Here is a 25,662-nt window from a genome sequence, read left to right as displayed (position 1 = left end):
TGCGGCTAGGTGTCGGCGTTGACGATGCCTTGCAGGATCAGCGCCACTGTCGAGCGCACATAGGTCGCGCGCTCCGTAGGTGTCGTGACCTGCAACGAGCTCAGCATCACGCCGTCGATGCTGGCGACGATCGCCTCCGCGCGGCGCCGTGGCTCGGTGCGGCAGCCACGCCTCACGATCGCCTCGACCGCGTCGGTCAGATGCTGCCGCCAGGTCACGATCGGGTCGCGCAGTGACGGCGTCCGCGCGGCCTCGAGCGCCAGTTCACACATCGTGATCATCAGCGCGGGGTCCTGCGCCCAGCGCTGCAACATGTCGATGGCCGCGACGATCGCGTCGCCTGGGTCGCCGTCCGGTTGCGGTTCGGGCAGCGCGTCCCCCATCTGCAGGACATCACCGGTCAGTTGAGCCGCAACGAAGTTGGTCAGCGCTGTCAGCAGCGCCAGCCGGGTGCGGAAATACACCGAGCAGGTGCCCTCGGGCAGATCAGCCTCGCGGTCGACCGCGCGGTGCGTCAGCCCCCGCAATCCCCCTGAGCCGACAACCGCGATCGAGGACTGCAGCAGGTGTTCCTGCCGCGCCTGACTGCCCTCCGGGCCCCGCCGGGCGCGATGCGCTCGCTTCTTCCTCGTGGACACGGCGTCAGCCTCTCACGTCCAGCGGTTGCGACGTGACGCGGAACACGGTCTGCCGAGTTGCGCCCGCACCACTACAGCTGTAGTTTAATGAGCATCCGCACTACATCTGTAGAACCCGACTTAAGGAGTCGCATCATGAACGGCATCTCAGTCTTCTTCACCGGCTTCGTGGTCATCAACGCGATCGCCCTGGCTCTGTTCGTCGCCTTCGCTGCGACCAACGTCACGAAGTTCTTCGTCGCCAACCGCCGGGTGCGCGTCTCGCAGCGTCAGCCGCTGGTGCGCTACTACAGCCACATGGCGCTCGGCCACTGAGCCCCGAAAACTCCCGCGAAGGCGACGTGCACCCACCGGTGCGCGTCGCCTTCGCATGTGTGCCGGCGGTCACCACGAGGACCTGCGCGGCGGGTCCATGAAAGGATGCGGGCCGTGAGCGGTCGCCAGAAGCATGTCGTTGTCATCGGCGGAGGACCCGGCGGATACGAGTCAGCACTCGTAGCTGCTCAGCTGGGCGCCAAGATCACCATCATCGAGAAGGACGGCCTCGGCGGCGCCGCCGTTCTGACCGACTGCGTCCCGAGCAAAGCGCTCATCGCGACCTCCGATTTCCTCTCGCGCTTCGCATCCGCCGGGCGGCTCGGCGTCGGTTTCGAGGGAACCCTCGACGACCAGCACGCCGAGGCTCATCTGACCAAGGTCAACGAGCGCATCCTGAATCTCGCCAAAGCGCAGAGTCACGACATACGCACGCAGTTGCAAAGCGTCGGCGTCCGGTTGGTCTCCGGCAAGGGCCGCGTCGTCGGGCCGGGCCGGGTCGCCGCCGATCTGGCCGACGGCACGACCGAGGAGTATGCCGCAGACGTCATCCTGCTCGCGGTCGGGTGCACGCCCCGGGTCATGTCGAGCGCGATGCCCGACGGTCAGCGGATCCTGACCTGGCAACAGATCTACCACCTGCCCGAGCTTCCCGAACATCTGATCGTCGTCGGGTCCGGCGTGACCGGCGCCGAACTCGCGCACGCCTATCTCGGCCTCGGTTGCGAGGTGACCCTGGTCTCCTCCCGCGACCGGGTGCTCCCCGGTGAGGACGCCGACGCGGCAACGGTGATCGAGGACGTCTTCCGACGTCGTGGCATGAAGGTGCTCAACCGATCACGCGCGGAGTCCGCGGTGCGCGATGGCGACGAGGTCGTCGTGACGCTGCAGGACGGCCGCCAGGTGCGCGGCTCGCACGTCCTGCTGGCGGTCGGCGCCGTCCCGAACACCGCCAGCCTGGGTTTGGAGAATGTCGACGTCGAGATCACCGAATCCGGTCACATTCCCGTCGACCGGGTCTCGCGCACGACCGCCCAGGGCGTGTATGCCGCCGGCGACTGCACAGGCGTGCTGCCGCTCGCGTCGGTCGCGGCGATGCAGGGCCGGATCGCCATGGCGCACTCGCTCGGTGACGCGGTCGCGCCGCTGAACCTGCGCGGCGTGTGCGCGAACATCTTCACCGACCCCGAGATCGCGACAGTGGGGTATTCGCAGGCCGACGTCGAGGAGGGTCGCATCGAAGCCCGCGTGGTCACGCTGCCGTTGTCGACCAACCCTCGTGCCAAGATGCGCAACATCACCGACGGCTTCGTCAAACTGTTCGCCCGCCCCGGCAGCAACACCATCATCGGCGGGGTCGTGGTGGCGCCACAGGCGTCCGAACTCATCTATCCGATCGGCCTGGCGGTGCAGAACCGCCTCACGGTCGACCAGGTCGCAAGCACGTTCTCGGTGTACCCGTCGATGACAGGGTCGATAGCCGAAGCCGCCCGCCGGTTGCACTCCCTCGATTTCTGAGCTGGCCCATTTCTGAGCGGGCCCAGCCGCAAGCTCGATCTCTGAGCGGGCTCAGCCGCGATCGTCACCATCGGGCTCGGCAGCGTCGTCGCGTCGCGGCGCGTAAGGGTCGACCTGGTGCGGCAGCAGGCCGGCTTTCTCCCAGGAGCGGTACCGGTGGTCGCGCAGCTTCGGCCGGATGATCTTCCAGTAGCCGAAACCGAGCACCACCACGACCGTCAGTATGACGACGCTTTCGAACTTCACTGACCAGCTCCTCATGGTGACGGCATCGTGGGCGGTTCCGGCCCGCAGCTTCGATTCCACCCAAGTCAAGCATGCCGAGGCGCGGAACGATCAGCCCGGATGCCACGGCCACCATGAGCGCCCTACGCTGACGGTCGTGACTGACAACGCCCTGCTCTCAGACCCCGCCACCGATCCGTTCGAGGTGGCGCGCGCCGCCGCCGACGTCATCGCCGACCGCACCGGTGTCGCCCAGCACGAGGTGGCCCTCGTGCTGGGATCCGGATGGGGCCAGACCGCAGATCGGATCGGCCGCACTGTCGCCACGATCGACAACGCCGACGTGCCAGGCTTCGCGGCGGCCGCGGTTCCTGGTCATTCGAGCGCCATGAGGTCAGTGATGATCGGCGAATCCGACTCGCGTGCGCTGGTTTTCGGCACCCGCACACATTTCTACGAAGGCAAGGGCGTGCGCGCTGTCGTCCATGGTGTTCGCACCGCCGCAGCCGCCGGATGCAAGGTCATCGTGCTCACCAACGGTTGCGGTGGCCTCAACCCGTCGTGGGGCCCCGGGACGCCGGTGCTGATCCGCGATCACATCAACCTCACCGCCACGTCACCTATCGAGGGCGCAAACTTCGTCGACCTGACCGACCTCTACTCCCCCCGGTTGCGGGGCCTCGCTCGCACCGTCGACGCCGACCTCGACGAGGGCGTCTACGCCCAGTTCCGCGGCCCGCACTACGAGACACCCGCCGAGGTCCAGATGGCCAAGGTCATCGGCGCCGATCTGGTCGGGATGTCCACGACGCTCGAAGCCATCGCCGCGCGGCAGAGCGGGCTCGAGGTGCTGGGCGTCAGCCTGGTCACCAACCTTGCAGCCGGCATCAGCGACCAGCCGCTGTCCCACCAGGAGGTCATCGAAGCCGGCCAAGCCGCCGCCGAGCGCTGCGGAACCTTTCTCGCCCGCGTTGTCGCGACGATCGCGGCGGAGGCTGCGCAGTGAGTGCCAGCGACTTGGCACAGGCACGCGCCTGGATCGCTGACGATCCCGACGCACAAACCCGCGCCGAACTCGAAAACATCGTCGCGACAGCCGAATCCGCAGATGACGCGGCGGCTGAAGAGCTTGCGGACCGCTTCGCCGGGCTGCTCGAATTCGGCACCGCCGGCCTGCGTGGCGCTCTCGGTGCCGGGCCGAATCGCATGAACCGTGTCGTGGTGATCCGTACCGCCGCCGGGCTCACGGCATACCTGCAGCAGCAGACCGGACGACGCGACGTCACCGTCGTCATCGGGTATGACGCCCGGCACAACTCCGATGTCTTTGCCCGCGACACCGCGGCGGTCATCGTGGCCGCCGGAGGGCGCGCGATGATCCTGCCGCGTCCGCTGCCGACACCGGTACTGGCGTTCATGATTCGGCACCTTGGCGCCGATGCGGGCGTCATGGTCACGGCAAGCCACAACCCGCCGCAGGACAACGGTTACAAGGTCTATCTCGGCGACGGCAGTCAGATCGTCGCACCGGCGGATGCGCAGATCAGCGCGGCGATCGGGCGGTTCCCGACAGCGGCGTCGGTCGAGCGTGCCGATGACGGCTGGCAGACGCTGGACGACGACGTGGTGCAGGATTACATCGATTCGGTGTGCCGCGTGGTGCGCGCCGACGGCCCGCGCGAGGTGTCGATAGTGCACACCGCACTGCACGGCGTCGGCACCGAGATCGTCCGAAAGGCGTTTGCGCAGGCGGGCTTTCGCGACATACAGTCCGTGGCCGACCAGGCCGACCCGGATCCGGCGTTCCCGACTGTCGCGTTCCCCAACCCGGAGGAGCCTGGCGCCATCGACCACGCGCTCGCGCTGGCGCAGACCGCCGGCGCCGATCTGGTGATCGCCAACGACCCCGACGCCGACCGGTGTGCGGTCGCGATCCGGCGCGAGGGCGACTGGACCATGTTGCGCGGCGACGAGGTCGGCGCGCTGCTGGGTGCCTACCTGCTGCGCCGCGGAATCCCGGCCGGTGGGGTCTTCGCCAACTCGATCGTGTCGTCACGGCTGCTGTCGCGTATGGCGGCTGCCGCAGGGGTCGCGCACGCCGAGACGCTCACCGGGTTCAAGTGGATCAGCCGAGTGCCCGACCTGACGTACGGCTATGAGGAGGCGCTGGGCTACTGCACCGACCCGGGCCAGGTGCGTGACAAGGACGGCATCAGCGCGGCGTTGCTCGTCGCCGAGTTCGCAGCCGAACTCAAAACCGGCGGACGCACCTTCGACGACGTGCTCGGCGACCTCGCCGCCGAACACGGACTGCACCTGACGGACAGCTTCTCCGTACGGGTCGCAGACCTCGCGCTGATCGGGCAGATCATGTCGCGACTGCGCGATGCTCAGCCTGAAAGCGTTGCCGGACAACGGGTTTCGCGGATCGATGATCTGGCCAAGAGCGACGGCGGGCTTCCTCCGACCGAGGGCCTGCGGTACTTCCTGGCCGACGACACCCGTGTCATCGTGCGGCCCAGTGGCACCGAGCCCAAGCTGAAGGTCTACCTCGAGGTCATCGCTGCCGATGCCGCTTCGGGCGCTGCGCGCCTGTCCGCGGTGCGCGCGGACTTCGAGCGACTGACACGTATCTAGCTACGCACGAGGGTTGGACTGCTCTGCGCCGAGGGGTCCATCCAGCTTGATCGAGAGTTGAGTGGCACCAACACGTCAGCTGAGGACTGATCAGCCAGAGGAGCGCTGATCTGTCCTGCACAGACGTGACCCCCAGCGACAGCGACAGCGACAGCGGTGGACCCCGGCGGAAGTCAAACCACGTCGGGCCACGACTTGCGAACGGGATGCCACCGACCCGAACCTCGTCACGGTCAACGCGGTCGCGCCACGGACCCGCGGAACGGGCTTGCCGCCGCACGCATGCATCGGTGTCCATCGGTTGCATCAGAATGCTGCCCACCTCACCTGCGCCCTCAACTACACGCGGCCGTCGACGGACTGCCATCGGATCGTGCCGCTCTGTGGACAAGTGTCCGTCGACCCAGGTCCTGTGGATGAAGAAATCGCGAATTGCGTTGTTCCTCAACCGATTTCACGCGGTTGGACACTTGTCACGGGTTCCGACATATGTTCTAATAGTCATAGGTCGAATCAACCAACCACAGCGCGAGGAGGCGGTCATGGAACACGTTCCGACAACACCTGACACTCCGCTGGCCGTCGCCTGCGATCAAGTCACACCCGCAGCACCCGGCCACGCCGCCGAACTGCTGAATGCCACAGACGAGTTCGTGCAGGTGCTCCAGGCGTGGCCGGCTGCCATCTTTCAACTCGCTGAGCGCGATCTCACCCATCTGGCATCAGCGGCTTTGACCATCAGCCACCGCGCCGAGGCGATCGCCGCACTCGCCGCAGCCGACGCGGTCGATCGCGGCGTTGTCGCACAGTCCACCGCAGCATCGACCACGCAATGGGTGCGTGATCTGACCCCGGGCACGACCCACCACCAAGCACGTGCCATCGCCGATATCGCCACCGCCGCACTGGATGCGCGCAACCACGCCATCATCGGGGCAGTCCGAGACGGGCAAGTGACCGTAGACACGGCCGCAACAGCTCTGCGCGAAGCAGAAAAAGTCGCGCCACTGTTCCCGACCGTTGAGCGCAGCGAGATCCACTCATGGTTTCTCGCACTCGAAGACTTCAGTCCTCGCTCTTTGCGCACTCTGACCAGGCGCCTGATCGCCGCCTTCGGTGACGATCAGCTGGCGGACGACGAGGACCATCAGCAGCAGGTGGAATCCCTCACCTGGCGCGAATTACCCACTGGAATGGTGCGTTTGATCGCCGACCTGTCCCCCGCTCACGCCGCGATCGTCAAAGAAGCACTCAATGCCACGAGCGCTCCGCGCCCTGAGACCCGACCGGAGACGGGACGTGGAGCGGTGAAAGACGAGCCCGCCACGAGCGGCACGTATGACGCCGACGCGAACCACCACGACCGGGCAGCACCTGCGCGCGACTCTGCACCAACGGAGAAGGCGACCACGGGATCAACTCATCCACAGCCTGGGCCAGACGACCCCGGACACGAGCCTGACACCCGCGACGACAGCACCGTCAGCGCGAACGCCCCGCGAGATACGCGCTCACCCGGAAAGCGTCGACTCGATGCACTGCTCGAGCTGATCACGCATGCCACACGTGATCTGGATGCCTCAATGTCGCCGATGTCCGGCACCGCGAAGGTCGTCGTTCTACTCCCACTGGACACCCTCACAGAGGGTCGCGGCCACGCCACCACCAGCAGTGGGGACGTCATCGATCCAGCATCCGCACGCCGACTGGCATGCGACGCAGACCTCATCCCCGTCGTACTCGGTGCAACAAGCGAACCACTCGACGTCGGACGACAAAAACGACTCGTCACCGCAGGTTTACGCACAGCCGTGATCGTCCGAGACCGGCACTGCACCTTCCCCGGATGCGACCGACCACCCGCATGGTGCGAAGTCCACCACATCATCCCCTGGTGGGCCGGCGGCGGCACCAGCCTGACCAACTCAGCCCTCGTCTGCGCCCGACACCACACCATCATTCACCGCGACGGCTACACCGCCACCACAACAGCCGGACACGTGACATGGGACCTCTCCCCAGGCCGCATCGGAGAGCAGCACAACCACTCATCCAGCACGTCGCCACCAGAGGTGGAGGTGAGCAACACCCCATCGCGGTATGCGGGACCGACAAAAGCCGGGGCTGCAGACACCGAGGGACTGCTGCACGATTCAGAAAATGTCGCCTGACAAGCATCGCGGTGATGCAAGAGGGACCACGCGTCACCGGGACCACGTATCACCGGGACCACGTATCACCGGGACCACGTATCACCGGGACCCCACATCACCGGGACCACGTATCACCGGGACCCCACATCACCGGGACCCCACATCACCGGGACCACGCATCAGCGGGACAGGGCCACCGTTGAGGTCCGCTCTACGAGCGAAGTCAGCCCCAGTAGAAAGACGCCAGGATGAAGGCGATACCGAGCACTGCGGCCACAATCGCCGGGGTCGCGTAGCTGCGGTGCGCCGCCGAGTCCTGCCTGGGGGTGATCTGCCGTTCGACGGCAGCCAGATATTCGTTCTTGCTGCGGTCGATCACGGCGGCGACGTCCGCGGCAGATCCGCGTCGCGCGACCATGACGTCCGAGGGCGTCGCGCCATCCGGCGAAGACACCGCGGCGACGTTGAATCGGCCGCCGACCATCAGCCCGAAGCCGCGCTGCGGTGAGCGGATCGCTCGCCCCTGCGGTCGTTGCGAGGCGATCGCCCATGAGCTGAAGCCGACGTCCTCGGGTGTGTAGATCTTGAGGTTCCAGCGTTGCTCGATGACATCGACGGCCGGCCAGGTGAACGCAACATCGCGAATCAGGTTGCGCAGCGTCACTCCGGACTGGTCGAGTTCGACGCAGGGACGCACGAATACGACCCACACCAGCAGGAGCGAACCGATCGGCCACAGGAGTTCCGCGGGCGTGGAGAAACCATCGGCAATGAGCAGACCGACCAGCAGGAGCACACTCACCAGCCCCAGCGCCACCCCACTGACCAGCATGACCGGCTGACGGAACACACGACGACCTCTGCTGCTTGCTGGGTCGACTTTCCGATTCAGAGGGGATCGCATGGCAGATAGGCTGCCCTGGTGAGCCCATCATCTGCAACGTCGCGGGCCCGGGAACTGCTCGGAGTGACCTCGCTGACCAACAACGCGCTGCGCACCTGGCTGCACGGATTACCCGGTGTCGACCAGGTCGGGATCGAGGCGCGAGCGGCCGGACTCGGCAGCCGCTCGATCAAATCCGACAGCAAATCGTGGGCTATCGACATGGCCATCGCGATGATCGACCTGACCACTCTCGAAGGGTCCGACACCATCGGCAAGGTCCGCAGTCTGTGCGCGAAGGCCGCCTACCCCGACCCCACGGATCCGGCAACCCCACAGGTCGCGGCCGTGTGCGTCTACAACGACATGGTCGGCGTCGCCTGCGACGCCCTGCAGGGCACTGGGATCCACGTCGCCGCCGTGTCGACAGCCTTTCCGTCCGGCCGTGCGAGCCTGGCGGTCAAGCTCGCCGACACCCGCGATGCAGTCCGGGCCGGTGCGGACGAGATCGACATGGTGATCGACCGAGGCGCCTTCCTGTCCGGCGACTACCGGCTGGTCTTCGACCAGATCACCGCAGTCAAAGAGGTCTGTGCGCGCCCGGGTGACCAGCCCGACGCGCACCTGAAGGTCATCCTCGAGACCGGCGAGCTTGCGACATACGACAATGTGCGTCGCGCCTCGTGGCTGGCGATGCTCGCGGGCGCCGACTTCATCAAGACATCGACCGGCAAGATCCAGCCGGCCGCGACGATGCCGGTGACGCTGGTGATGCTGGAGGCCGTCCGCGACTGGCGCGAGCTGACCGGCGACATGATCGGGGTCAAACCGGCCGGCGGGATCCGGACCAGCAAGGACGCCATCAAGTATCTCGTCATGGTCAGCGAGATCGCGGGCGACGACTGGCTCGACCCGGCCTGGTTCCGGTTCGGCGCGTCGAGCCTGCTGACCGACCTGTTGATGCAGCGGCAGAAGCTGCGCAAAGGTGCCTACTCCGGCGCCGATTACGTATCCATCGACTGATCCGCGAAAGACCACCAATGACACCGAAATTCGAATACGCACCGGCGCCGGAATCGCGCTCGGTCGTCGACATCGCCTCGTCATACGGGCTATTCATCGGCGGTGAATTCGTCGACCCGGCCGCGGGCACGTCGTTCAAGACGGTCAACCCGGCCACCGAGGAGTCGCTCGCCGACATCGCCGAGGCCGACGCCACCGATGTCGACGCGGCGGTCCGCGCCGCCCGCCGCGCTTACGAGCGCGTCTGGGGACGTATGCCGGGGTCCGAACGCGGCAAGTACCTCTTCCGCATCGCCCGGATTCTGCAAGAGCGAGCCCGCGAGTTCGCCGTGCTGGAATCCATCGACAACGGCAAGCCGATCAAGGAATCTCGCGACGTCGACGTGCCACTCGCCGCGGCGCACTTCTTCTATCACGCCGGATGGGCCGACAAGCTGGACTACGCGGGCCTCGGCACCGATCCCGCTCCCTTGGGCGTCGTCGGCCAGGTGATCCCGTGGAACTTCCCGCTGCTCATGCTCGCGTGGAAGATCGCACCAGCTCTGGCGACCGGAAACACCGTCGTCCTCAAACCCGCCGAGACCACCCCGCTGACCGCGCTGTTGTTCGCGCAGGTCTGTCAGCAGGCCGACCTTCCGGCCGGCGTCGTCAACATCGTGACCGGCGCAGGCGCCACCGGGCAGGCCATCGTCGATCACCCGGGCGTCGACAAGATCGCCTTCACCGGCTCCACCGATGTCGGTCGTGCAATCGCGCGGGCGGTTGCCGGCACGCGCAAGAAGGTCACCCTCGAACTCGGCGGCAAAGCCGCCAACATCGTCTTCGACGACGCGGCCATCGACCAGGCGGTCGAGGGCATCGTCAACGGGATCTTCTTCAACCAGGGACACGTCTGCTGTGCGGGCTCGCGGCTGCTGGTGCAGGAGAGCATCGCCGACGATGTCATCCGCCGGCTGAAGCGACGGCTCACCACCCTGCGGGTCGGTGACCCGCTCGACAAGAACACCGACGTCGGCGCGATCAACTCCGCCGCACAGCTGGCTCGTATCACCGAGCTGACCGCGGCTGGTGAAGCCGAGGGAGCGACGCGATGGACCCCAGATTGTGCACTCCCAGAACGCGGATACTGGTTCGCACCAACCGTTTTCACCGATGTGTCGCAGGCGCACCGCATTGCCCAGGAGGAGATCTTCGGACCGGTGCTGTCGGTCCTGACCTTCCGCACGCCGGCCGAAGCCGTCGCCAAGGCCAACAACACGCCGTACGGCCTGTCAGCCGGAATCTGGTCGGAGAAGGGCTCGCGCATCCTGCAGATCGCCGATCAGCTGCGCGCCGGTGTCGTCTGGGCCAACACGTTCAACCGGTTTGATCCGACCTCCCCGTTCGGTGGTTACAAGGAGAGCGGCTACGGCCGCGAAGGCGGGCGTCACGGGCTCGCGGCATACGTCACGGAAGGCAGCCACTGATGGCACGCGTCGAGGTCCGCAAGACCTACAAGCTCTACATCGGAGGCAAGTTCCCCCGCTCCGAATCCGGCCGCTCATACGAGGTCACCTCGCAGGGCGGCGCACCGAAATTCCTCGCCAACGCCGCATGGGGGTCCCGCAAGGACATCCGCGATGCCGTCGTCGCCGCACGCGGTGCGGTGAAGGGCTGGTCGGCAGCCACGGCATACAACCGCGGTCAGGTGCTGTACCGCGTCGGTGAGGTGCTCGAAGGTCGTCGCGAACAGTTCGCCGCCGAGGTCGCGGCGAGCGAGGGCATCACCAAGGCGCAGTCCGCCAGGATCGTCGACGCCGCGATCGACCGCTGGGTCTGGTATGCCGGGTGGTCGGACAAGCTCGCCCAGGTGCTCGGCAACCTCAACCCGGTGGCCGGCCCCTACCTCGACATCTCTGCCCCTGAGCCGACCGGCGTCGTGGGAGTCCTCGCGCCGCAAGCAAGTTCGCTGCTCGGGCTGGTGTCGGTGATCGCACCGGCGATCGTGTCGGGCAACACCGTCGTCGTCATCGCCAGCGAGGACCGGCCGCTGCCCGCGGTCTCGCTGGCCGAGGTGCTCGCCACCTCGGACGTTCCCGGCGGCGTCGTCAACATCGTCACCGGTCGCACCGCCGAACTCGCACCGTGGCTGGCCGGCCACGCCGATGTCAATGCCATCGACCTGGCCGGTGCCACCGGCACGACGTGGGCGGAGTGGGAGGCCACGGCAGCCCAGACGCTGAAGCGCGTCGTGCGACCAGCTGGTGACGGCGCCGACGCGGTCGAGCCCGATTGGGTTGAAACTCCTGACCTTTCGCGGGTTCGCGCATTCCTTGAGACCAAGACCGTCTGGCACCCCAAAGGCCTGTGACGACAGGTATGCCGGCTGCCGCACGGGTTCTCGTGTTGTGCGGGCCGAGCGGGTCAGGCAAGTCGCGCTGGGCGGCCCAGCTGAGCAGCCAGCACGGCTGGCCAATTGTGCGACTGGACGACTTCTACAAGCCCGCGGACGACCCGACCCTGCCGCGGCTTCCCGACGGATCGGTCGACTGGGACGACGTGGGGTCGTGGCACCAGCAGGCTGCCCTCGACGCGCTCGCGTCGCTGTGCCGCACCGGGTCCGCCGCGACACCCGTGTATGACATCTCGACATCCTCGATCGTCGGGTCGGGCGAGGTCGAGCTGGCCGGATCGGCGGTCGTGGTCGCCGAAGGCATCTTCGCCGCGCACACGATCGCGCCCCTGCAGGAGCTCGGTCTGCTCGAAGGTGCGTACTGCGTGCACCACAACCGTTGGGTCACCTTCGCCCGGAGGCTGCTGCGTGACCTGCGCGAGCGCCGCAAGCCGCCGGTGATGCTGCTGCGACGCGGCCTGCGGCTCACGTTCGCCGAACCGGCGATCGTGGCGCAGCAGTGTGCGCTCGGAGCGATCGCCATACGGCCCAAGGCGCTGGCAAAGCAACTGGCCGGCTGAGGAATTTCCTCAACCGGCCAGTTGCCCGCATTCACCTCAGCGATCGGTCAGTGACCGCCACCCGACATCGGGTAGACGTCCTCGATGGTCTCGTCGACCTGCTCGGGAGTCTGCCGTGTCGCCATGGCGAGGTAATAGATCACCAGGCTGAAGATCGCGATGACCAACAGATCCCAGTAGAGCCCGATGTGACCACGTCCGCCGACCAGCACGTTGTTGAAGATGCCGATGTCGTCGACGATGCCGCTCGGCTCGCCGCCTGAGTTACCAAAGCCACCCAGGTAAGAGATCACGCCCATCCCGATCAGGTAGGGAATGATCCAGTACGCAGCGCGCCAGTCCATCTCCTTCAGGTTGTCGTTGAGGCCGAGCAGACCCGACAGCAGCATGATCACCGCACCGACCAGCATCACCAGCATGAGCGTGGAATACACCGTCCAGCTGGACCAGTAGATGATGAAGTTGGCGAAGATGAAGCCCAGCGGGGCCAACACGTTGCCCATCGGCAACCGGTAGGGCCGCGGCAGGTCCGGCTTCTGCATGCGCAGGGCACCCATCGCGAGCGGCGCTCCGGCATACATCATGACCGAGGCAGAGGTGACGACACCGACCAGCTTTCCCCAGCTCGGGAACGGCAGCAGGAAGACCATGCCGATCACGGCAGCGATGATGATGCCGACCCACGGCACCTTGGTGGTCTTGGTGTTGCTCTCCAGCGCCTTCGGCACGAAGCCGTTGCGAGACAGGCCGTAGCTCAGACGCGAGGAGGAGGTCAGGTAGATCAGACCAGTGCCCGCGGGCGAGACGATCGCGTCGACACGCAGCAGGAAGGCCAGCCAGCCCAGACCCGCGAGGGTTGCCACCTCATAGAACGGTGCCGAGTTCAGCGCGGCTGCCGTCGCGTTGTTCTGCTGGAAGGCGGACGTGGTCAGACCCGGCCAGGTCTTGGCCTCCATGAGGAGGTGCGGCTGCAGGGCGGCGATGAAGGCCACCTGCACCAGGATGTAGATCGCGGCGCCGATCAGGATCGACCAGATGACCGCGCGTGGCATGTCGCGACCGGGGTTCTTGGACTCGCCACCGAGCTGCACCGCCTGCTCGAAACCGAGCAGCGCGAAGACGATGCCACCGGCGGGGATCGCCAGCATGATCGACTTGATCTCGGAGCCGTGGATGAAGAAGCCGCCGTAGTCGTGGAAGTTCGAGCCGTGGAAGTGCGACAGCATCAGCACGATGATCGTCAGCACCGGGATGACGACCTTCCACGACGTGAGCACGCTGTTGACGCGGTTCATCCACTGGATGCCGACCAGGTTGATCGCGGTGAAGATCAACATCAGGATGATGGCCACCACGATGCCGGACCCGCTGAGCTCGCCACCGTTGTGACTCGACCACAGGTGCTTGGCCCAGCTCATCGACGAGGCGTACTGCACTGCGGCGAGCACCTCGATCGGTGCAACGGTCGCGGCCTGGATGTAGGAGAACCAGCCGAAGGTCGCGCCCGCGAAACCGCCGAAGGCGTAGTGCGGGTAACGGCTCGTGCCACCACTGACCGGGAACATGCCACCGAGTTCGGCGTGGATCAGCGCGAGGATGATGACGATGATCGAGGCGATGATCCAGCCGATGATCGCCGACGGTCCGGCGATGGTCGCGGCGCTGAGCGCTCCGAAGAGCCATCCGGATCCGATCAGCGAACCTTCGGAAGCCCACAGGAGGCCGAAGAAACCGACGTCGCGGCTCATCCCCTCCGCTTCAAGTTCGGGTTGGCGCGACGGGCCACCCTTGTCCAGCATTGTCATCGACGGCTCCTGTCCGATGGGGTGAGGCTGACAACGGTTGAATGACAGTGCATGGGAACTGACATCGAGCAACCTCCGTTCTGGCACAGCCCAGCAACACCCGCCGGGCGGTGGCGTGATTGCTGAAGGGTGGCACCACACGCGTCACATTGGCGAGATATTTACGCGATTGTCAGCAAACCGGAAGGTTTCACTCACTCCTCACGGCCGGACGAACCGATCAGTAGGCACTTCAAGGCAATTCGCGGATCCGATGCACTGTTGGCGAGCGCCACCAGACGGTGCCGGCAGGGCGCTTTCATGTCGAACCGAAGGCAGTCTTCCCGTGCGCCTTCCCGGTTGCGTCGACGGTTAGGGTCTGGTCATGAGCAACGGCTGGGCCAGCCCCGGGGGAGAATCGCCGCAGGGTTCCGCCACACCACATCAGGGGAACGACGAACAACCGCCACCGCAGTATGGCGAGCGCCTGCCGCCGCCTGCGTATGGCGAGCGCCTGCCGCCGCCGGCATCCGGGTACCACGGGCCACCTCCGGGCTACAGCCAACAACAACCTGCGCCGGGCTACGGTCCCCCGCCGGGATACCCACCGCCATACCAACCGGTCGGGCAGCAGTATCCGCCGCAAGGTCCTCCGGGCTATTACCCCGGTCCCCCGCCCGGTCAGTGGCTGGCACCGAAACCGGGAGTGATTCCGTTACGGCCGCTACGCATCTCCGACATGTTCGAAGGAACCTTCGCCACCATCCGCGGCAACCCAGGCGCCACTCTGGGGCTCGCCGCCGTGGTCGCGGTCGTCATGGCCATTCCTTCCATCGCAACCGTCCTGGTGGTCGGCAACCTGGTCCCGACGATCAGCGAGTCCAATGGCAACTCGGTGCGCATCGGCCCGCAACTGGCGGAATACCCCAGCACGATCTTCACCAGCCTCGGAGCGGTTTTGCTGACGGGCATGCTCACCGTCGTGTTGTCCGAGGCAGTGCTCGGCCGACGCATCACGATCGGCGAGACCTGGCAGCGCATCAAGGGTCGCATCCTGCCGCTGATCGGACTCATGCTGTTGCTGGGCCTGGCGTCTTTTCTTGCGATCGCAATCGTCATCGGCATCGTGGTAGTCCTACTGCTTACCGGGCAAACCGTGCTCGCCATCATCCTGGGCGTCGTGCTCTTCATCGTGCTCCTGCTCGCGGTGCTCTACACCTTCTTTCGCGCGTCGTTGGCGCCTGCAGCGCTAGTTCTCGAACGGCTGGGCCCGGTCGAAGCGATCCGCCGATCGTTCACCCTCACCAACGGAAGCTTCTGGCGGGTGGTCGGAATCCTGTTGCTGACACAGCTCATCGCCGGGGTCGCATCCTCGATCATCACCGGCACGGTCGGCGTCGTAGTCGGCATCACCAGCATTCCGACGAGCTCCACATCCACGGTCGGCCTGTCGATCACTGCGGTCATAGCGATCGAGTTGGCTGCTCTTGTCACCAGCATCTTCACCGCCCCCTTCACCGCCGGTATGACGGGCTTGCTCTACCTCGATCAACGCATCCGCAAAGAGGCCCTCGACGTCACCCTCATGGCGGCGGCCCAGCAGAACAGGCCCGGCGGGCGTGGTGTGGGCTGACACCGCTCCGGTGAACCCCGGGCCGACGCAAGCCCGCGACCTGTTGCGACAGGAGCTCGCCAAACCCGTCTACGCCGACGACCGCAGCCTCACCCAGCGCATCTGGGACTGGGCCACCGAACACCTGCACACGTTGCTGACCGGGGTCGGCGAGACGCTGCCGGCATACGTGCTCGCGCCGGCGTTGCTGATCCTCGTTGCCGTCGTCGTGTATGCCGCAACGCGCTTGCGTCGGCGTCGCGCCCGTCCGGCCGCCACCCCGGCCGTGGGAGTGCTCCACGAGGTCGACCTCACCGCGGAGCAACTGCGGCAGCGCGCGGCCGACGCCGAGGCGCTGGGAGATCACGCCGGCGCGGCGGTCGACTTCTTCCGTGCCCTCGCGCGGCAGGGCGAGGAGCGTGCCCTGCTGCCGCCGTCGCCTGCCCGCACGGCGCACGAGACCGGTGTCCGGATGACTGAGTTCTTCCCACAACGGAGCAGCGAATTGTCTTGGGCTGCGGACGTTTTCGACCGGGTCAGGTACGGTCACCGGTCCGTCGATGCCCATGACGTCGCCCGGCTTCGTGACCTCGATGAACAGATCAGGCGCGAGCGCCCGGTGCAGCACGACTTGGTCGATCACCAATGACAACGACTGCCAAGCCCACCGGCGCGGCGACCGAAACGACCGCCGACCCAGGGTCACCCAGGACACCGCGCACGCCCAGGCTCCTGTCACGGTTGCGGATCCGACGTGGTCAGGTGGTCTTCGGCACGGTGATCCTGATGCTGCTGATCGCTCTGATCGCCGCAGCAAGTCTGCTGCCGCGCTCGAATCAGCAGCCATTGGATCCGGACGGTGCGGGGCCGACCGGCGCCCGAGCCGTCGCCCAAGTGCTCGGCCGGCAGGGCCTGACGGTGACCGTGGTTCGCACGGAGGCGCGCCTGCGCGCACTCGATCTCACCGGCGCGACCGTCGTCGTGACCCGTCCGGAGTTGCTGTCCGCAGACACGCTCGCAGCGGTGCGCGCCGACGCGGCGCCGGCGTTGCGGCTGGTCGTCGTCGACCCAGACACCGCCGCCGTGCGCGGCCTGTCGATCCCGGCGAATGCCGAGGCGATCTCCGACACCGACAGCATTGCCGCGGGTGACGGCGGGTGCGGCATCGTCTGGCTGCGAGGCCTGAGCATCAGCGGAGCCCAGACCGCCTACTCCGTCGACGGCGCCGGTGCACCGTGTTTCGATGGCGCGATCTGGGCAGTGCCTCCGATATCCGGTGTGCGCCCGCAGGTCGTGCTCATCGGGAGTTCCGCCGTCCTGCAGAACGCCACGATCACCAGCGCCGACAACGCTGCCGTCGCGCTACGGATCCTCGGTGCGCGATCGTCCGTCGTGTGGTTCGCGCCGACGACTCAGACAGCGGACAATCCCGCCACGACCGGTCCGGCCTGGCCGACCTGGCTTCCACCGATGGTGTGGCTCGCCGGGCTGGTCGTCATACTCCTCGTCTTCTGGCGCGGCCGACGATTCGGTGCGCTCGCCCGCGAACCTCTGCCGGTCGTCGTGCGCGCCAACGAGACCACCGTCAGCCGCGGTCTGCTCTACCGCCGGGCGGGTGACACCAAGCGTTCCGGGCGCATCCTGCGCGACGCGACCTGCCGACGGTTGTCGGCATATTTCGGGCTGCCCCCGGGGGCTCCGCCTGCCGCCCTGACGACAGAGGTCGCGACGGCGGCCGGTATGGACCGGCGCGCCGTACACGGGGTTCTCTTCGGCACCGACAGCGCGGATGAGGCTGCCCTCGTCGCACTCGCCACCAATCTGCAAGACCTCGAACGAAAGGTTCGCCGATGAGCGAAAACATCTCTGCCGCTGACGGTTTCACCCTCGCGAAGCCTGCGGCGGACTCCGCGGATCGAGCGCGCGAGGCCCTGACGGCGGTTCGCCATGAGGTCGCCAAGGCCGTCGTCGCGCAGGACGCCGCCGTGTCGGCCTTGGTCATCGGCCTGCTCAGCCGGGGTCATGTGCTGCTGGAAGGCGTGCCCGGCGTCGCCAAGACCCTGCTGGTGCGTTCGCTCGCCGCTGCGTTGAGCATCGACACCCGACGGGTGCAGTTCACCCCGGATCTGATGCCCGGCGACATCACCGGCTCCCTCGTGTATGACGCAGGCACCTCCGACTTCGCCTTCCGGCAGGGGCCGGTCTTCACGAACCTCCTGTTGGCCGACGAGATCAACCGCACCCCGCCGAAGACCCAGTCGGCCCTGCTGGAGGCAATGGCAGAGCGGCAGGTGTCGGTCGATGGCACCCCTCATCCGTTGCCTGAGCCCTTTCTGGTCGCAGCCACCCAGAACCCGGTCGAATACGAAGGCACCTATCCGCTGCCGGAAGCCCAGTTGGATCGCTTCCTCATCAAGGCTGTGCTCGAATTGCCCAGCCGCGCAGCCGAATTCGAGGTCGTCCGCAGACACGCGGCCGGTTTCGATCCGAGCGATCTGGCCGGTGCCGGAGTGCAGGTGGTGGCCGGCCCCCGCGACCTTGCGGCCGGGGCCGCAGCCGTCCGGCAGGTGCAGGTCACCCCTGAGGTGACCGGGTACATCGTCGACATCGCGCGCGCGACGCGGAACTCTCCGTCGGTGTCGCTCGGCGTGAGCCCGCGCGGCGCGACCGCACTGCTGGCGACGAGCCGGGCGTGGGCGTGGCTGAACGGACGCACCTTCGTGACTCCCGACGACGTGCAGGCGATGGCGCGCCCGACCCTGGCACACCGCCTCCAACTGCGCCCGGAGGCGGAACTCGAAGGCGTCGGCGCCGCTGCTGTGTTGGAGTCAGCCATCGGATCGGTGCCGGTCCCCCGGTGATGCTGCACACCAGGCGATGCCGGCTCGGCGCACTCCTTGGCGTCGCCGACCGTCCGCGAGCCAGTACCCGCCACCGCGTACACCGCTCCCTGCGAACCGGAGACCACCCGCGACGAACCTGCGCCGGACGTGCATCGCGATGGCACTGACCGGCCGGCTCGTCGCGCTGGCAGCGCTCGGGTGCGTGGTGGTGCTGGTGCACCCCGCGGTCACGACAGTGCTGTGGTGGGCACTGGCGCTCGGCATACTTGTCGTGGTCGATCTCGCCTCGGCGCCTGCGACACACACGCTCGCGCTGCATCGACAGCCAGTGACCCAGGTTCGCATGGGCGATTCGACCGAAAGCGTTCTGTTCATCGTCAATTCAGGCTCACGGACATTCCGTGGCGCAGTGCGGGATACGTGGCAACCGTCCGCCGGAGCGAGTGGTGGGCCGCTGGCCGCGCACTTGCCGCCGGGCGAACGAACGCGTCTCGTGCAGCAGCTGACGCCGACCCGGCGAGGTGACCGACTGGCCGTGTCGGTGACCCTCCGCAGTCGCGGGATTCTCGGCCTGGCGTTGCGACAGCGCTCGGTGGTGGTGCCCGGCGCGGTGCGCTGCCTGCCGGCCTTCGACTCCCGTCGCCACCTGCCCAGCAGGTTGGCGCGATTGCGTCAGTTGGACGGCCGCTCCGCGGTCCGCACGCGTGGGCAGGGCACCGAGTTCGACTCGCTGCGCGACTACGTCGACGGCGACGACGTGCGCAGCATCGACTGGCGGGCGACCGCTCGCCGGCGTGACCCGGTCGTGCGCACCTGGCAACCAGAGCGTGACCGACGGCTGGTGCTCTTGCTCGACACATCCCGCACGAGCGCCGGACGAATCTTCGACATGCCCCGGCTCGACAGCGGCCTGGACGCGGCTCTGCTGCTGTCGGCCCTGGCCGCGCACGCTGGTGACCGGGTCACCTTCCTGGCCGGAGCTCGCCGCGTCAGCACCAGGGTCGACGGCATGTCCGACCGTGCGGCGCTGCTGCAGGCGCTCGTTACAGCGATGGCGCCGCTGGAACCCGCTCTGGTGGAAGCGAATTGGCGTGCACTGCTCAGCGGCGTCACTGCGACCGTCCGCCAGCGTGCACTCGTCGTGCTCATCACGCCCCTCGAACCCGCAGCGATCGAGGAAGGCCTGCTGCCCCTGTTGCCGTCGTTCGCCGGACGCCATCGCGTTGTCATCGCATCGGTTGCCGACCCGAGCGTGCGCGAGATGACCACTCGGCGCGACGATGCGCAGCAGGTGTATGCCGCAGCGGCTGCAGAGCGCACGATCTCGCTGCGCGTCCGCACCAAGGTCGGACTCGAACGCGCCGGCGTCACGGTGCTCGACGAACCACCGGACGTGTTGCCGGTCGCGCTCGCCGACCATTACCTGATGCTCAAACGACAGGGCCTGCTCTGACGCTACGAGCCGCGCCGGGTGGGCGCCGCCGTACCGGGCGGGCGCCGCACCGCCATACCGGCCACCGCACCCGCGAACTCGCCTGCTCGCCTGCTCGCCTGCGGGAACCGAGCCCGGACGCCCACGGACCGCGACTGTGCCCGTGCGCCGCGCCACTACAGTGGTCCGATGCCAGATCACTACACCTCACCGGTGCGTATCCCCGTGCCCGGCGGCAAGATCATCGACGAACACATCGGCCGCGCGAGCACCGGCGATTCTGCCGTCAGCATCGCGCACATGGTCGCTCCGGCCGATTGGGACGAGCCCTTCCAGACACCCGAATTCGACGAATACACAGTTGTTTTGCGCGGCACGGTGAACGTCGACCATGACGGTGGCCGCACCAGCGTGTCCGCAGGCGAGAGCATTCGCACGCGCGCCGGAGAACGCATCCGCTACTCGACCGGGCCAGACGGCGCCGACTACATCGCCGTCTGCCTGCCCGCATTCGGCCCCGAGGTGGTGCACCGCGATGAGTGAGACCGTTGCGCTGCGTCCCGAGATCCTCACCTTGCCGAAGGTGCTGCTGCACGACCACCTCGACGGCGGCCTGCGCCCGGAGACCATCATCGAAATCGCCCGCGCGGAGGGCTATGACGGGCTGCCCTCCTACGATCCGGCCGAACTCGGCCGCTGGTTCCGCGACTCGGCAGACTCCGGCTCGCTCGAGCGCTATCTGGAGACCTTCGACCACTCTGTTGCTGTGATGCAGACCGCCGACGCCCTGCACCGGGTCGCCAGCGAGTGCGCACAGGATCTGGCTGCCGATGGTGTCGTGTATGCCGAGGTGCGTTACGCCCCGGAACAGCACCTGACCGGCGGACTCACACTTGAGGAGGTCGTCGAGGCGGTCAACGCCGGATTCCGTGACGGCGAGAAGGCATCCGGCGATCGGATCGTGGTGCGAGCCCTGCTGACCGCGATGCGGCACGCCGCCAAGTCGACCGAGATCGCCCAGTTGGTCGTCCGCTATCGCGACGACGGCGTCGCCGGATTCGACATCGCCGGCGCCGAGGCGGGCTACCCGCCCACACGGCACCTGGACGCCTTCGAATACCTGCGCCGCGAAAACGCCCACTTCACCATCCATGCCGGCGAGGCCTTCGGTCTGCCGAGCATCTGGGAGGCGATTCAGTGGTGCGGCGCGGAGCGTCTCGGGCATGGCGTGCGGATCATGGACGACATCACGCGGGACGACGACGGAGCCACCAGCCTGGGACGACTTGCGTCCTACGTGCGCGATCGCCGTATCCCGCTCGAGATGTGCCCGTCCTCGAATCTGCAGACAGGAGCAGCGGATTCGTTCGCCACTCACCCGATCACCGAGCTGAAGGACCTGCGCTTCCGCGTCACCATCAACACGGACAACAGGCTGATGAGCGGCACATCCATGTCCCGCGAGATGCAGTTGCTGGTCGATGAGGCCGGCTGGACGACCGCCGCTCTGCGGTGGGCCACCATCAATGCGATGAAGTCGGCATTCCTACCGTTCGAGGAGCGACTGGCGCTCATCGAAGGCGTGATCAAGCCCGGATACGACCAGCACTGACCCCGCCGACGACACCGGCAGTTGGGTCGGGCGACGACGGCTCGCCGAGCAATCGGCGGCGCGTCGTCTCTTCTCGCGACAGCCGGGCGGCCTCCAAGTCGCCACGGCGCACCATGACGGCGGCGAGCAGATCTTCGACATGCGTGTATGGCGGTGGTGCCGGCGCGACAAGCGGACGCACTTGTGCCGCAAGCGAACTGGCCAGCGCGTCGCGGGCCGCAGGTGACAGCCCGGCCCGGCGGGTGAGGAACTGTCGTATGGCGAGGGCCAGCCCGTCGGGCAGCGCCGCCATGTCGCTGTGTGCGACCCACGTCCGCAGGTGGGGCGGCATGCCCGGTGGCGGCTCGAGTTGCAGTCCGCGTTCGAGACGCACGACATACGTGCCGGCAGTCAGGTCCCCCAGCCGTCGGCAGCGGGAGTTGCAGCAGGCGGCGACGAACGCCGGCACACCCTGCATCAACCACAACTCGACGAAGCCCAGCAGTCCGCGCAGCAGCGCGTGCCGGAACACGATCGGGCCTCCGTCGTCGCGCACCACACGCAACCGGCACACCAGCTTGCCGACCGAGCGACCACGCGACAGGGTCTCGATGGTCACCGGCAACACGATGAAGGCCGCCACCATCGCGACGAGCAGCAGCGTGCCCACTCCCGCCGCGCTGGCGCCGCGGGAGGCGAAGACCACGGCTACGATCAGCGCGACCAGCACCGCTCCGTAGATCAACCAGTCGATCAGCGCTGACAGCATGCGCAGTGGCAGGGATGCCGCCGGAACGTCGATCAGCACGCCTTCGCCGGTGACCAGTTGGGCTTGATCGGCGAGCCCGCGCAGCGGCCGAGCCGGCCCACTGACCGCGACATTCGCCATACCGGGGAGCTTATAGTTCGCTTCGTGGATCTTGATGCGTATGTCGCCGCGCATCACGGCGAGTGGGATCGGCTACGAATGCTCGGCCGCCGTTCCAAGCTCAGTGGCGAGGAGGCCGACGAGCTGCTCGATCTCTATCAGCGGGTCGCCACCCATCTGTCACAGGTCCGCTCCGGAGCACCGGATCCCGCTGTCATCCAACATCTTTCGACGTTGCTGGCTCAGGCGCGCACCGCTGCACTGGGGCGCCGGACGGCCTCGTGGTCGTCGGTGGCGAACTTCCTTCTGCTGGACTTCCCGGCAACGCTCTATCGCGCACGACGCTGGTGGATCACCACGGCTGCGGTGAGTGTCTGTGTGGCTCTGGTGATCGGCGTCTGGGTGGCCCGCAATCCGCAGGTGCAGTCGTCTTTCCTGTCCCCCGCGCAGACGCAGCAGTTGGTGAACCACGACTTCGCGGGGTATTACTCGCAGTACGGCGGCACCGATTTCGCGACCCATGTCTGGACCAACAACGCGTTCATCGCCGCCTTGTGCATCGCCTTCGGCGTGCTGGGTGTGCCCATCGTCGCGATACTGTGGAGCAACATGCTCAACGTCGCGGTGCTCGGCGGTGTGATGGCGGCGAACGGTCGCGCCGGAGAGTTCTTCACCTTCATCCTGCCGCACGGAATCCTCGAGTTGACAGCGGTTTTCGTCGCTGCCGGTGCTGGCTTGCGACTGTTCTGGTCCTGGGTGGAGCCGGGACCACGGCGCCGTGTCGATGCTCTCGCACACGAGGCTCGCGCAACAGTGACGATCGCCATCGGACTCATCGGGGTGCTTCTGGTCAGCGGCTGCATCGAAGCCTTCGTGACGCCGTCGCAGCTGCCGCCCTGGGCACGCATCGGCATCGGCGTGCTGGCCGAGATCGCCTTCCTGACCTACGTTTTCGTGCTGGGACGGCGGGCAGCGCTCACCGGTGTGACCGGAGACGTCGGTGAGATCGACCAGAGCGCCGAAGCGCCGACTGTGGGGTGACACGCGGCGCAACTGCTCGGCTGAATGGCGCCGCGGATGACGCCTGCGCGGCCGCGGCAGGACTCGGCCGACACCACGAAACTCGAGTCGACGACCCGCTCCGGCGAGGCTGTGCGGTGCCCCGGCATGCGGGGCACCGCACAGGGCTCGCTCAGGCGATGCGGTCGATGACGATCGGCATGGGCTCGTATGCCGCGTCGTCCTGCACCGACCACGCACCCTTCAGCGCCTCGGTCGCCCGTGCGAAACGCTCCGGCGTGTCGGTGTGCAAGGTCATCAGCGGGTCACCGGCGCGGACGTGGTCGCCGGGCTTCGCGTGCAGCACCACACCCGCACCGGCCTGCACCGGGTCCTCCTTGCGGGCGCGACCGGCGCCGAGGCGCCACGCCGCGACACCGACAGCGAGCGCATCCAGACGCGTGAGCACACCGCTGGTGTCGGCACGCACCACCTCGCTCTCGCGGGCCACCGGCAGGGCCGCGTTCGGGTCGCCACCTTGGGCGCGGATCATCCGGCGCCATACATCCATCGCAGATCCGTCCTGCAGACCCTGCGCCGGGTCGACGCCGGTCCGTCCGGCGGCGTGCAGCATCTCGCGAGCAAGGGCAACCGTGAGCTCCACGACGTCGGCGGGACCACCGCCCGCGAGCACATCGATCGACTCCTGCACCTCGATGGCGTTGCCCGCCGTCAGACCCAGCGGGGTCGACATGTCGGTCAGCAACGCGACTGTCGTAACTCCTGCGTCGGTGCCGAGATCCACCATGGTGCGGGCAAGTTCGCGTGCATCTGCCGCCGACTTCATGAAGGCGCCTGAGCCGACCTTCACGTCGAGCACGAGCGAACCGGTGCCCTCGGCGATCTTCTTGCTCATGATCGAGCTCGCGATCAGCGGGATCGCCTCGACGGTCGACGTCACGTCGCGTAGCGCATAGAGCTTTTTGTCAGCCGGAGCCAGTCCGGATCCAGCCGCGCAGATCACCGCGCCGACATTCTCGAGTTGCTGCAGCATCGCGTTGTTGGACAGACCCGCCCGCCAGCCGGGGATCGACTCCAGTTTGTCGAGTGTGCCACCGGTGTGTCCGAGCCCACGCCCCGAAAGCTGAGGAACGGCAACACCATATGCGGCGACAAGGGGCGCCAGCGGCAGCGTGATCTTGTCGCCCACACCACCGGTCGAGTGCTTGTCCGAGGTCGGGCGAGACAGCGAGGAGAAGTCCATCCGCTCCCCCGAGGCGATCATCGCGGCGGTCCAGCGGGAGATCTCGGACCGATCCATCCCGTTGAGGAAGATCGCCATCGCGAGAGCAGACATCTGCTCCTCTGCGACCGCGCCGCGGGTGTAGGCGTCGATCACCCAGTCGATCTGCGCGGCGCTCAGCACACCACGGTCGCGCTTGGTGCGGATGACGTCGACGGCGTCGAAGGTCTCCACCGCGGCGCTCGAGTGGTTGCCGACATCGGACGCGCCGCCTGCGGCCGGCGTGCTGGAACTGCTGGAGGTGCTCGGGTTGCTCATCCGCAGATCCTGCCATGCCGCGACGATGGCCCCGACATCCGACGCCGGCGCCGAACCGGCAGGTCACGTCGAGTGTCGTCGAACACCGGTGAACATCACCATGGAACCGGGTGGAAGGTCGCGCCGTCTGTGTTGATGCGCCCGTCACGGAGGGCACACACAACCCCTCATCGAACGAAGGAACCCGTCATGAAAACGTTCAGCCGCATCGCCGTAACCGCCGTCCTGGTGGCCGCTCCGTTCAGCCTCGCCGCGTGTGGCAGCGGCGCGAGCAAGCCCGCCAAGGCCGATGTCATCAGCGGCTACGCCTCCGCGATGCAGAACCAGAAGGTCGACGGAAAGTCGGCGATCAGCGGAGAACTGAGCAACAAGGTGGCCACCTGCGTCGTCGACAAGGTCTACGGCCAGGTCGATGCCTCGACTCTCAACGCGATGAAGAGCGGAACGCCGACCAAGGTCAGCAGCTCCGACCAGTCGAACGTGCAGTCGGCGATCACCAGCTGCACCAATTCGTTGATGTCCTCGATGGGCGGCTGAGCCTCACCGCACCGGCCCGGCGCGCAGGGGGCGTCGGGCCGGTACATTCGGGCGACCGGCCGTCTGCATTCGCGCGACCGCCCATGCCCAC

The 25,662-nt window shown here is 67.1% G+C and carries 24 protein-coding genes; 18 read left to right on the top strand and 6 right to left on the bottom strand.

Annotated elements, in window-relative coordinates:
- Nucleotides 1–5 precede the first annotated feature (5 nt).
- On the bottom strand, nt 6–638 hold the full coding sequence (locus BKA23_RS04225) for a TetR/AcrR family transcriptional regulator (protein WP_145225783.1): 633 nt from the start codon (nt 636–638) through the stop codon (nt 6–8).
- A gap of 135 nt (nt 639–773) precedes the next feature.
- On the opposite strand from BKA23_RS04225, the gene BKA23_RS04220 reads away from it, so the two are divergent.
- Together BKA23_RS04220 and BKA23_RS04215 are read left to right on the top strand one after the other, a co-directional pair.
- Entirely contained in the window at nt 774–953 is a 180-nt protein-coding gene (locus BKA23_RS04220; protein ID WP_145225781.1) for a hypothetical protein, read from the top strand.
- 105 nt (nt 954–1,058) lie between these two features.
- A complete protein-coding gene (locus tag BKA23_RS04215; RefSeq protein ID WP_145225779.1) occupies nt 1,059–2,471 on the top strand; it encodes an NAD(P)H-quinone dehydrogenase in 1,413 nt (470 codons plus the stop codon).
- A gap of 51 nt (nt 2,472–2,522) precedes the next feature.
- Here the strand turns inward: BKA23_RS04215 and BKA23_RS04210 are convergent, their stop codons facing one another.
- The gene (locus BKA23_RS04210) at nt 2,523–2,717 is read right to left on the bottom strand and encodes a hypothetical protein (RefSeq protein ID WP_145225778.1); all 195 of its coding nucleotides are present in this window, start codon (nt 2,715–2,717) and stop codon (nt 2,523–2,525) included.
- 136 nt (nt 2,718–2,853) lie between these two features.
- Between BKA23_RS04210 and BKA23_RS04205 the strand changes: the two genes are divergently transcribed.
- From BKA23_RS04205 to BKA23_RS04195, 3 genes are all read left to right on the top strand, one after another.
- The gene (locus BKA23_RS04205; RefSeq protein ID WP_246104439.1) at nt 2,854–3,702 is read left to right on the top strand and encodes a purine-nucleoside phosphorylase; all 849 of its coding nucleotides are present in this window, start codon (nt 2,854–2,856) and stop codon (nt 3,700–3,702) included.
- Nucleotides 3,699–5,333: a phospho-sugar mutase gene (locus tag BKA23_RS04200; RefSeq protein ID WP_145225776.1), complete on the top strand. Its 1,635-nt coding sequence runs from the start codon at nt 3,699–3,701 to the stop codon at nt 5,331–5,333. The genes BKA23_RS04205 and BKA23_RS04200 overlap by 4 nt, the downstream gene beginning before the upstream one ends.
- A 542-nt stretch (nt 5,334–5,875) precedes the next feature.
- Nucleotides 5,876–7,504 carry an HNH endonuclease signature motif containing protein gene (locus BKA23_RS04195; protein WP_170226368.1) on the top strand — a complete coding sequence of 543 codons (1,629 nt, stop codon included), beginning with the start codon at nt 5,876–5,878 and terminating at the stop codon, nt 7,502–7,504.
- 205 nt (nt 7,505–7,709) lie between these two features.
- Here BKA23_RS04195 and BKA23_RS04190 read toward each other — a convergent pair whose 3' ends face one another.
- The gene (locus BKA23_RS04190; RefSeq protein ID WP_170226367.1) at nt 7,710–8,336 is read right to left on the bottom strand and encodes a PH domain-containing protein; all 627 of its coding nucleotides are present in this window, start codon (nt 8,334–8,336) and stop codon (nt 7,710–7,712) included.
- Between the two features lie 72 nt (nt 8,337–8,408).
- On the opposite strand from BKA23_RS04190, the gene deoC reads away from it, so the two are divergent.
- Genes deoC through BKA23_RS04170 form a run of 4 tightly spaced genes read left to right on the top strand, consistent with a single transcriptional unit; the run spans nt 8,409 to nt 12,344 of the window.
- Nucleotides 8,409–9,392, top strand: coding sequence for a deoxyribose-phosphate aldolase (gene deoC / locus BKA23_RS04185; protein ID WP_145225770.1), 984 nt, complete (start codon nt 8,409–8,411; stop codon nt 9,390–9,392).
- 17 nt (nt 9,393–9,409) lie between these two features.
- Nucleotides 9,410–10,858: an aldehyde dehydrogenase family protein gene (locus BKA23_RS04180; protein ID WP_145225768.1), complete on the top strand. Its 1,449-nt coding sequence runs from the start codon at nt 9,410–9,412 to the stop codon at nt 10,856–10,858.
- Nucleotides 10,858–11,742 carry an aldehyde dehydrogenase family protein gene (locus tag BKA23_RS04175; RefSeq protein WP_145225766.1) on the top strand — a complete coding sequence of 295 codons (885 nt, stop codon included), beginning with the start codon at nt 10,858–10,860 and terminating at the stop codon, nt 11,740–11,742. The genes BKA23_RS04180 and BKA23_RS04175 overlap by 1 nt, the downstream gene beginning before the upstream one ends.
- A gap of 8 nt (nt 11,743–11,750) precedes the next feature.
- Nucleotides 11,751–12,344 (top strand): uridine kinase family protein, encoded by a 594-nt coding sequence (locus tag BKA23_RS04170; protein WP_145225764.1) that lies wholly within the window; start codon nt 11,751–11,753, stop codon nt 12,342–12,344.
- 47 nt (nt 12,345–12,391) lie between these two features.
- On the opposite strand, the gene BKA23_RS04165 is transcribed toward BKA23_RS04170, so the two are convergent.
- Entirely contained in the window at nt 12,392–14,149 is a 1,758-nt protein-coding gene (locus BKA23_RS04165; protein WP_211841587.1) for an APC family permease, read from the bottom strand.
- A 364-nt stretch (nt 14,150–14,513) separates the two neighbouring features.
- Here BKA23_RS04165 and BKA23_RS04160 point away from each other — a divergent pair, with 364 nt between their 5' ends.
- From BKA23_RS04160 to BKA23_RS04130, 7 genes are all read left to right on the top strand, one after another.
- Nucleotides 14,514–15,761: a DUF7847 domain-containing protein gene (locus BKA23_RS04160; protein WP_145225762.1), complete on the top strand. Its 1,248-nt coding sequence runs from the start codon at nt 14,514–14,516 to the stop codon at nt 15,759–15,761.
- Complete coding sequence (locus tag BKA23_RS04155) at nt 15,748–16,389, top strand: DUF4129 domain-containing protein (RefSeq protein ID WP_170226366.1); 642 nt, start codon at nt 15,748–15,750, stop codon at nt 16,387–16,389. Before BKA23_RS04160 ends, BKA23_RS04155 begins: the two co-directional genes overlap by 14 nt.
- On the top strand, nt 16,386–17,594 hold the full coding sequence (locus tag BKA23_RS04150) for a DUF4350 domain-containing protein (RefSeq protein ID WP_145225758.1): 1,209 nt from the start codon (nt 16,386–16,388) through the stop codon (nt 17,592–17,594). Before BKA23_RS04155 ends, BKA23_RS04150 begins: the two co-directional genes overlap by 4 nt.
- Nucleotides 17,591–18,601: an AAA family ATPase gene (locus BKA23_RS04145; protein WP_145225756.1), complete on the top strand. Its 1,011-nt coding sequence runs from the start codon at nt 17,591–17,593 to the stop codon at nt 18,599–18,601. Before BKA23_RS04150 ends, BKA23_RS04145 begins: the two co-directional genes overlap by 4 nt.
- 139 nt (nt 18,602–18,740) lie before the next feature.
- A complete protein-coding gene (locus tag BKA23_RS04140; protein WP_145225754.1) occupies nt 18,741–20,036 on the top strand; it encodes a DUF58 domain-containing protein in 1,296 nt (431 codons plus the stop codon).
- A 168-nt stretch (nt 20,037–20,204) separates the two neighbouring features.
- On the top strand, nt 20,205–20,558 hold the full coding sequence (locus BKA23_RS04135; RefSeq protein WP_145225752.1) for a cupin domain-containing protein: 354 nt from the start codon (nt 20,205–20,207) through the stop codon (nt 20,556–20,558).
- A complete protein-coding gene (locus BKA23_RS04130; protein ID WP_145225750.1) occupies nt 20,551–21,627 on the top strand; it encodes an adenosine deaminase in 1,077 nt (358 codons plus the stop codon). The genes BKA23_RS04135 and BKA23_RS04130 overlap by 8 nt, the downstream gene beginning before the upstream one ends.
- Here the strand turns inward: BKA23_RS04130 and BKA23_RS04125 are convergent.
- Complete coding sequence (locus tag BKA23_RS04125; protein ID WP_145225748.1) at nt 21,602–22,495, bottom strand: RDD family protein; 894 nt, start codon at nt 22,493–22,495, stop codon at nt 21,602–21,604. The two genes, BKA23_RS04130 and BKA23_RS04125, sit on opposite strands and share 26 nt — an antisense overlap.
- Before the next feature lie 24 nt (nt 22,496–22,519).
- Here BKA23_RS04125 and BKA23_RS04120 point away from each other — a divergent pair, with 24 nt between their 5' ends.
- Nucleotides 22,520–23,515 carry a stage II sporulation protein M gene (locus tag BKA23_RS04120; protein ID WP_145225746.1) on the top strand — a complete coding sequence of 332 codons (996 nt, stop codon included), beginning with the start codon at nt 22,520–22,522 and terminating at the stop codon, nt 23,513–23,515.
- Between the two features lie 151 nt (nt 23,516–23,666).
- On the opposite strand, the gene BKA23_RS04115 is transcribed toward BKA23_RS04120, so the two are convergent.
- Nucleotides 23,667–25,034, bottom strand: coding sequence for a thymidine phosphorylase (locus tag BKA23_RS04115; RefSeq protein WP_145225744.1), 1,368 nt, complete (start codon nt 25,032–25,034; stop codon nt 23,667–23,669).
- A 189-nt stretch (nt 25,035–25,223) separates the two neighbouring features.
- Between BKA23_RS04115 and BKA23_RS04110 the strand changes: the two genes are divergently transcribed.
- Entirely contained in the window at nt 25,224–25,571 is a 348-nt protein-coding gene (locus BKA23_RS04110) for a hypothetical protein (protein WP_145225742.1), read from the top strand.
- Nucleotides 25,572–25,662: the final 91 nt, after the last annotated feature.

Origin of the sequence: Rudaeicoccus suwonensis (assembly GCF_007829035.1) — a bacterium.
Classification (GTDB): domain Bacteria; phylum Actinomycetota; class Actinomycetes; order Actinomycetales; family Dermatophilaceae; genus Rudaeicoccus; species Rudaeicoccus suwonensis.
The sequence above is the reverse complement of the archived record's forward strand: the minus strand, read 5'-3'. Positions and strand labels throughout refer to the sequence as shown.

Bases quoted from the DNA above. Each gene is read 5' to 3' on its own strand.
- BKA23_RS04115 (WP_145225744.1), bottom strand. From the start codon at position 25,034: ATGAGCAACCCGAGCACCTCCAGCAGTTCCAGCACGCCGGCCGCAGGC.
- BKA23_RS04215 (WP_145225779.1), top strand. From the start codon at position 1,059: ATGCGGGCCGTGAGCGGTCGCCAGAAGCATGTCGTTGTCATCGGCGGA.
- BKA23_RS04195 (WP_170226368.1), top strand. From the start codon at position 5,876: ATGGAACACGTTCCGACAACACCTGACACTCCGCTGGCCGTCGCCTGC.
- BKA23_RS04130 (WP_145225750.1), top strand. From the start codon at position 20,551: ATGAGTGAGACCGTTGCGCTGCGTCCCGAGATCCTCACCTTGCCGAAG.
- BKA23_RS04110 (WP_145225742.1), top strand. From the start codon at position 25,224: ATGAAAACGTTCAGCCGCATCGCCGTAACCGCCGTCCTGGTGGCCGCT.
- BKA23_RS04160 (WP_145225762.1), top strand. From the start codon at position 14,514: ATGAGCAACGGCTGGGCCAGCCCCGGGGGAGAATCGCCGCAGGGTTCC.
- BKA23_RS04135 (WP_145225752.1), top strand. From the start codon at position 20,205: ATGCCAGATCACTACACCTCACCGGTGCGTATCCCCGTGCCCGGCGGC.
- BKA23_RS04165 (WP_211841587.1), bottom strand. From the start codon at position 14,149: ATGACAATGCTGGACAAGGGTGGCCCGTCGCGCCAACCCGAACTTGAA.
- BKA23_RS04150 (WP_145225758.1), top strand. From the start codon at position 16,386: ATGACAACGACTGCCAAGCCCACCGGCGCGGCGACCGAAACGACCGCC.
- BKA23_RS04220 (WP_145225781.1), top strand. From the start codon at position 774: ATGAACGGCATCTCAGTCTTCTTCACCGGCTTCGTGGTCATCAACGCG.
- BKA23_RS04125 (WP_145225748.1), bottom strand. From the start codon at position 22,495: ATGGCGAATGTCGCGGTCAGTGGGCCGGCTCGGCCGCTGCGCGGGCTC.
- BKA23_RS04175 (WP_145225766.1), top strand. From the start codon at position 10,858: ATGGCACGCGTCGAGGTCCGCAAGACCTACAAGCTCTACATCGGAGGC.
- BKA23_RS04145 (WP_145225756.1), top strand. From the start codon at position 17,591: ATGAGCGAAAACATCTCTGCCGCTGACGGTTTCACCCTCGCGAAGCCT.
- BKA23_RS04140 (WP_145225754.1), top strand. From the start codon at position 18,741: ATGGCACTGACCGGCCGGCTCGTCGCGCTGGCAGCGCTCGGGTGCGTG.
- BKA23_RS04170 (WP_145225764.1), top strand. From the start codon at position 11,751: ATGCCGGCTGCCGCACGGGTTCTCGTGTTGTGCGGGCCGAGCGGGTCA.
- BKA23_RS04180 (WP_145225768.1), top strand. From the start codon at position 9,410: ATGACACCGAAATTCGAATACGCACCGGCGCCGGAATCGCGCTCGGTC.